Raw genomic sequence first — 6,672 nt, forward strand, 5'->3', positions numbered from 1 at the left:
GGGCCATGCGTCCCGGGGGAAGGTGGGGTGACGGGCAGTGAACAGGGGCACGTCCCCGGAGGCACGGCTTGCGCGCGGGGTAGGCTGCGCCGTCCCATGTCCCTTCCGTCAGAAACCCCGTCCTCCTCCCGCCAGCCGTTGGTGGTCACCACGTCGGACCGGGTGGACGCACAGCTCGCACAGCGTGCGCGGAGTGCGGCGGAGGCGGTGGGCGTGCCGTATGTGGAGCGCCACCACAAGCTGCCTCTGAAGAAGCTGCTCACCGACATGGCGGACGCGCTCATTGTCTTCGAGTCCACGGCGGTGTCGCTGGTGGACGCGGAAGGGACGCTGCGCTTCTCACCGGGGCTGGCGCACCTGCGGGTGAAGCAGTTGGACGCGGGCGTGATGGAGGACCAGCTCGTGCGCGTCGCGGGCCTGCGCGAAGGGGAGCGCGTGTTGGACTGCACGCTGGGCCTGGGCGCGGATGCGCAGGTGGCGGCGCGGCTGGTGGGGCCGGGCGGAAGCGTCATCGCGCTGGAGAAGAGTCCGGCGCTGTATCTCCTGGTGCGGCACGGGCTCAAGGGGCTCGAGCGCCACCCGGCCGCCTGCGCGGTGAGCGCGGTGTACGCGGACGCGGCGGAGTTCCTGCGCACGCTGCCGGACGGCGCGTTCGACGTGGTGCTCTTCGATCCGATGTTCGAGCGCGAGCGAAAATCCTCCGCCGCGTTCGAAGCGCTGCGCCGCCACGCGGACTACTCGCCGCTGACGCGCGAGACGGTGGACGAGGCCCGGCGCGTGGCACGCCGGGTGGTGGTGCTGAAGGGCTCGCGCTACTCGAAGGACTTCAAGAAGCTGGGCCTCACCCCGGAGCCCGCCCGGCCCAACGCCACGGTGTTGTGGGCCCGACTGCCCGGTTCAGGCAATCCCGTGCAACCTGGTGAAGACGGAAGTCCCTGATAGCGTCCCCGGCCGCCGTGAATCACGACAACCGGGAGCGACACATGAAGACGCTGAAGCGGGGACTGTTGCTGGTGGGCTGCCTGCTGGGAGCCGTGGGCTGTGGCGTGGAGGCGCCGGAGGAGGGCGCTCTGGTGGTGGAGGAGGACACGCAGGAGGTGTCCGCGCAGGCCGGCTGCATCCCTGGCCAGACGCGCACCATCAAGGTGGGCTGCTGCACGCCCACGCTGGAGCGCCAGCAGAACCAGATCTGCACCAACTCGGCGGGCTCCTGGAGCAACTCCGGCTCCAGCTACTGTGGCGGCTCGACCCTGAACTGCTACGGCGGCTGATCAGGAGGCCCGAGGCGCGCTGACCCATCCTGCGCGGAAGCAAGCCTCGCGCAGGGGGGGCCACAGGGGCCGGTGGCTGGGGCGTCGATCCGCGGGAGGCCGCTCTCCGGAGACGAACCGTCCCCATCTGTCCGACAGCCGGACAGGTTGTCCAAGGCCGAGCCCATCACCTCGCTCTCGGCGCGCGCTCCACCAAACCCAGGGGGAGTAGGCCCCGGAGCTGTTGGAGACAGCAGCGCCTCGCTGACCGGAGCCACGGAGGGTGTCTGTGCCTGAGGGCACGGCGCAACCCCGAGCGCCTCGGAGGCCGGCACAGGGCAACCGGGGCTCCGCTCCTCGACGCAAGAGCGTACCTCCGGCGCATCCTCCAGCCCGGTGGCTGCCACAGGGGGGCTGGGAATGTCCTCCTGGGCGCATGGAGCCTCAGGAGACGCAGGTACCTGGGGAGCTGGGGCGAAGGCATTCAGCACGCGCTCATCGCAAGCCTTCAGCAACGCTGGCAGTTCGTGCTGAAGTGCCCGCACGTCGCGCTCCCGCAGGGCCCCCATCGCGCGGAAGGCCCACTCGCGCAGCGCCTCTCCGCCCAGGAGCGGCAGCAACTGGGCGGCTCCTCCCAGGAAGGCCCGCTGCAGGGACTGAACGAGGAGCACGTGCCCGGGCCGCGCCGCCACCCGGGCCGCCTGCCGCAGCAACTCGAATTCCGCATGCGCGCAGGTTTCCCCCGACTCCCAGCGCGCCGCGTCCTGGAGCTGGAAGCACGTGCTCCCCAGCCGGTCCAGGTCGAGGTCCGAGGCCCTCGTGCAGCAGTCGACCAGGAGTTCCACCAGCACCTGCCGCTTGAGGCTGAAGTAGCCCTCCAGAAGCCACCGGGCATCCGGGTTGCGCACGCCATGAAGCGCCAGGCCCAGATTCTCCAGCGTCAGCGACTCATCCAGCGCCACCGCGCGAGTTTTGCGTCCGGGGCGCTGCACCACCAGTCCTCGCGCCGCCAGCCGCCGCAGCGCCTCTCGGATGGTGCCCCGACACACCTCATAGCGGCGCGCCAGCTTCGCTTCGGAGCCGAATTGCCCGCTCGGGTGCAGCCGCCCCAGCGCGATATCGCGCTCAATTTGAGCCTCCACATAAGCCACGAGTCCGCGCCGTTCCATCCCCATTCCCCTTCCTCGTCCCAGCATCGCCATCCAACCACAGGGGTCTGACATGGACGTGCGACCCCACCTTCCGAGTCGATTGCCGGGAGAGCGCGCCCCCGGGCCGCATGGGGCGAAAACCTGTCCGACAGTCGGACAGGTTTTGAGGCAACCGGGCCCGGGCGGGTGCCTTGGTCCATGGCCCCACCTTTGAGTCCGCGCACGTGTGACGTTGCGCCCCTGAAGGTCCGGCGTGGTCTCGGGCCTCAGGCGGTGGAAGCGTGTCCGACAGTCGGACAGGTTTTGAGGCAACTGGGGCCTGGCGGGTGCCTCTGTCCGTGGTTTCACCTGGGAGTCCGCGCACGCGTGACGTCGAGCCCCTGGCGGTCCGGCGTGGCCTTGGGCTTCATGCGGCGGAAGCGTGTCCGACTGTCGGACAGGTTTTGAAGGAACCAGGCCCGGCCGGGCGCCGCTGCCCGTGGTCCCACCTTGGTGTCCGCGCACGCATGACGTCGCGCATCACCGGGGCGCTTCGCAACGCGCGCGTCTTCGCGGAGATATTCGGGTCGTGGGTCTGCTTTCGGAACGCTGGCGACATGGTTGGTCAGCGCTTCGGGTGGCCTCCTCGGTTCGGGAAGCTTCGGACCTGGGAGGCTTCAGGCTCGCTTGAAGGCGCTCGCGTTCGGCAGGCCGCTGCCGCTCAGGTCCGCACCCATTGCGGTGAGGACTCCGGAGAAGATGTCCGGCTCGTTGGACGTCACCTTGCCTGGCTGTGGGGCTCCGGTGCGCGCGTCGAAGCCGTAGGTGAGGGTGGTGTTCGGATCCACGCCTCCCAGCACGGTGTTTCCCTTCACCATGGGCGACAGCAGCAGGAAGCCGTTGTTGAGGTCGTGGCCCGAACCGAACTCCGTGGCGCCGGAGGGGCGTGGACGCGTGCGGCCGAACTCCGTGGCCACGTAGATGAGCGTGCGGTCCCACATGGATTCACCTGAGTCCGCGTCGAACGGCTCCGCCTTCAGCAGCGTGATCAGCGAGTCCACCGTGGACAGGATGCGCGCCCACATGAAGGCCTGTCCGCCCCGGTGGTCGTTGTGGCTGATGTCGAACGCGAGCGGCGGATTGGCGATGCCGTTGGGCCCGCCCACCGCGACGTTGAAGTCCGGCCCCAGCGTCACCGACACGGACACCCGGTACTTGAGCAGCAGGAACGCGAGCGCCGCCTGGCCCTGCACCGGGTCCGTGAAGAAGCCGGGGAACACCTCGCGCAGCCGCGCTCCGTCCGGTGAGCTCTCCAATCCGTACTTCGACAAGGGAATGGACGGCAGGTCCGGCAGGACGTTGAGCTTCGTGATGAGGTCCAGGGCCTCCAGCTTCGGTTGCTGCACGCCGCGCTGTTCGCTCCAGCGCCTCAGTGCGCCGCTGTCCTGGAAGGTGCGGCCGAAGATGGACTTCTGGTCCAGGGCGTCCCGCGTGCTGCGCGCCAGCGCGATGACGTCCTTCGACGGCGCTCCGGCGATGCCTCGCGAGCCATCCAGGCCCAGGGGCCACAGGGACGGGTTGACCACGGGCTCCCCGAAGCAGGACAGGGGCAGGCTGTCATCGGTGCCGCGCTCGGCGTAGCCACCCGTGCCCATGTTGACGTTGGGCAGCGGCGTTCCGCTTCCCCACTGGAGCGCGACGGCCTCCTGGAGCGTGCGGCCTCGCCAGGCGCCGTTGCCTGTGAGTGAGCGCTTCTGCGCGATGCCGTGGTTCACGGACGTGCCCACGGAGGTGGCCACCAACATCTCGCTCGCGTGCTTCTTCACGAACGCCAACTGGTCGGTGTTGACCGGGATGTTGATGCTGCCCAGGCGCGTGTTGCTGTACTTCACCGCGCGGAAGGGGCTGTCCGCCACGCCCTGCACTTGCGCGTCCGGAAAGGTGTTGAGCCCGGCGGCGTTGGCGGACTCGGACTGGCGTACCGCGAGGAAGCTGTCCACGATGGACGCGCCCCCCGCCGCCCCGATGACGATGAGGAACTTCGGCTTGCCGTCGAGCGCGTCGCGCTTCCGGCCTGGCTTCTCCAGGGACTCGGGCGTCTGGAGGGAGTCCCGGCAGCCGGAGAGGAAGGGCGCGAGCGTGGTGCCCGCCGCGCAGAGTGACAGTGCCCGCAGCATTTCCCGGCGCGACAGCCGGCCCGTGGTCTTGAGGGTCATGGGAGGGGTTCCTCAGTAGAAGACGGCTTCGGCGGAAGAGAAGACGGCGAGACACGCGGCCTGCATCCACGCGACCCCTGGCGTGGCCACGCCGGTGGCCTGCACGTCGGCGGACAGCCGCACCAGCGTGTCCCGCTCGTCCTGGGTCGGGTCGCGCAGCCATGCGCGGCGCACCAGGGAGGTCACCGCCGTGGCGACAGCCGGGCTCGCGGCGTCCACCAGCTTGCCGTCCGCGGTGAGGACCACGTCCTTGAACACCACCGCGGCGGTGGGCGTGTTCACGTCCAGTGCGATGCGCGCGTTGCAGGCGGAGAGCACGGTGCGCTCCACGGCGATGGGCGTGGTGGCGCCCGTGACGGGGGCGGTCTCGTAGACGCTGTGCTGGTAGGGGTCCACTCCGCCCAGCGCCACGCCGTGCACGTTCTGGCAGGGGTATTGGCCCAGTTCGTTGCACACGGAAGACGTGGGCAGCTCCAGCGCCTGGGCCAGGTCGAGCGACAGGCGCTCGGGGCCCTTGAAGCGCAGGTTGCCCTTCTGGGACTTCGCGACGCCGCCGTCCCATCCGGGCGTCACGCCGGGGTTCGCGTCCGGTCCCAGGTCGACGGCGGTGGGGAGCTTGTCGGAGCAGCCCGTGAGCAGCAGACAGGTCAACAGCAGGCGTTCAGGGCGCACCGTAGGCCTCCGTGCGGATGAGGTCGTGAAGCATCTTCTGCACGCGGTACGCGTGCGTCGTGCGGAAGGCCTGCCAGGTGCGGACGAACTCCTCGTTCTCCTCCGGCAGGGGCGCGTGGCCGACGAGCAGCTTCCAGTAGTCCGTGACGGTGGAGATGGCGAAGGCGTCGCTGTTGGCGGCGACCCGGGCCCACTCCATGAGGTTGTTCACGGGCTGGCCCAGGATGACGCCCTGCTCGGGCGTGTTCTTCAGCGTGGCCACTTCGTTGGGGAACAGCAGCTCCAGCCGGTTGGGGATGTAGCGGTTGGGCAGCCCGCCCAGGCCGTTGTAGTTGCGGTACGGGTACGACAGCGGATCCAACGTCGCGTGGCACGCGGCGCACTGGGGCGCCTGGACACCCTTGGCGTCATGGTCGCGCGGCTCGTTGGGGACGCTGTGCAGGCCCTCCTGCTTCGCGATGTCCAGGCCCAGGTACGCGCGATACATCTGCGACGCGGCGTTGCGCGGCAGCGCGGTGAACATGACGAACGAGGTGAGCGTCCACGCGCTCGTCATGTTGCCGGCGCGGCGCGAGGCCTCCACGAACTGGGAGGAGAGGCTGTTGGTGGCGGTGTACGTGGTGGGGCTCGAGCCCGAGCGCTTCACGTAGAAGCTGGCGGTGAGGACGTCGCGCGCGTCGTGGTCGTCCGTTTGGGACCAGGTGAAGAGGGCGTAGTCGTCGTAGTAGTCCGCCAGGGGGATGATGCCCGCGTCCTCGCCGGACTTGATGGAGCCGACGGGGCGGATCTTCGGGTGGGCCACCTTCCAGAGCTGCCCGTGCTTGCCGCGCCAGAAGTCGGACTGGAGGCAGCGGTCCAGCTCCTGGTCGATGAAGGCGCGCTGCTTCTCCTCGCTGCCCAGCTCCAGGAAGGTGACCACCTGGGCGTAGGTGGGGGACGTGCCGCAGAAGTCGCTGAGCATGCGGCGGTACGCGAAGCGCGGGTCGTACTGGCAGACCTTGAACTGGGGGTTCTCTCCGCCGCCGCAGATGCCGCTGGGTGGGACGCTGGTGGTGTCGCCGGGCAGCGAGCCCTGCTCGACCTCGAACTGGTTGGGGGCGCCGTCGCCGTCGGTGTCCTCGGTGGCGATGGCGCGCAGCGCGGCGGGGAGCGCGGCGGCGAAGTCCGCGTCGGAGAGGGGACGCGGCTTGCCGGGGGCGAGGTGCGGCTCCAGCGCGGCGCCGTAGCCGTTCCGCTGGGGCGGGGCCACGTGACAGTACGTGCAGGCGGGCTGGGTGCCCTGGCAGGCGGGCGCGGTGGGGTACTCGGCGCAGAAGGTGCCGGGACCGGTGGGCATGGCCACGGCCGGGGTCGCGAACCCGAGCAGCAGCAGCGCGGGCAGCAGCCATCGGCTCGGGGTTGGGG

6 protein-coding genes are annotated in these 6,672 nt (G+C 69.9%); 2 read left to right on the plus strand and 4 right to left on the minus strand.

The genetic code is table 11. The features are described 5' to 3' along the window. The first annotated feature begins 96 nt into the window (after positions 1–96). Both D7Y21_RS39480 and D7Y21_RS39485 read left to right on the plus strand, forming a co-directional pair. Positions 97–939 (plus strand): class I SAM-dependent methyltransferase, encoded by an 843-nt coding sequence (locus D7Y21_RS39480; RefSeq protein WP_121718461.1) that lies wholly within the window; start codon positions 97–99, stop codon positions 937–939. A gap of 44 nt (positions 940–983) precedes the next feature. Further along, positions 984–1,271 (plus strand): hypothetical protein, encoded by a 288-nt coding sequence (locus D7Y21_RS39485; RefSeq protein WP_121718462.1) that lies wholly within the window; start codon positions 984–986, stop codon positions 1,269–1,271. Here the strand turns inward: D7Y21_RS39485 and D7Y21_RS39490 are convergent. The 4 genes from D7Y21_RS39490 to D7Y21_RS39505 all read right to left on the minus strand — a co-directional run. Beyond that, complete coding sequence (locus D7Y21_RS39490; RefSeq protein WP_121718463.1) at positions 1,259–2,425, minus strand: FadR/GntR family transcriptional regulator; 1,167 nt, start codon at positions 2,423–2,425, stop codon at positions 1,259–1,261. The genes D7Y21_RS39485 and D7Y21_RS39490 overlap by 13 nt on opposite strands. Before the next feature lie 632 nt (positions 2,426–3,057). Then, a complete protein-coding gene (locus D7Y21_RS39495) occupies positions 3,058–4,596 on the minus strand; it encodes a hypothetical protein (protein WP_121718464.1) in 1,539 nt (512 codons plus the stop codon). 12 nt (positions 4,597–4,608) lie between these two features. Next, positions 4,609–5,268 carry a hypothetical protein gene (locus D7Y21_RS39500; RefSeq protein WP_233591738.1) on the minus strand — a complete coding sequence of 220 codons (660 nt, stop codon included), beginning with the start codon at positions 5,266–5,268 and terminating at the stop codon, positions 4,609–4,611. Continuing rightward, positions 5,258–6,672, minus strand: a 1,415-nt coding sequence (locus D7Y21_RS39505; protein WP_370039923.1) for a hypothetical protein, incomplete at its 5' end; no start/stop codon positions are given. The genes D7Y21_RS39505 and D7Y21_RS39500, both read right to left, overlap by 11 nt.

Origin of the sequence: Corallococcus sp. AB045 (assembly GCF_003668895.1) — a bacterium.
Classification (GTDB): domain Bacteria; phylum Myxococcota; class Myxococcia; order Myxococcales; family Myxococcaceae; genus Corallococcus; species Corallococcus coralloides.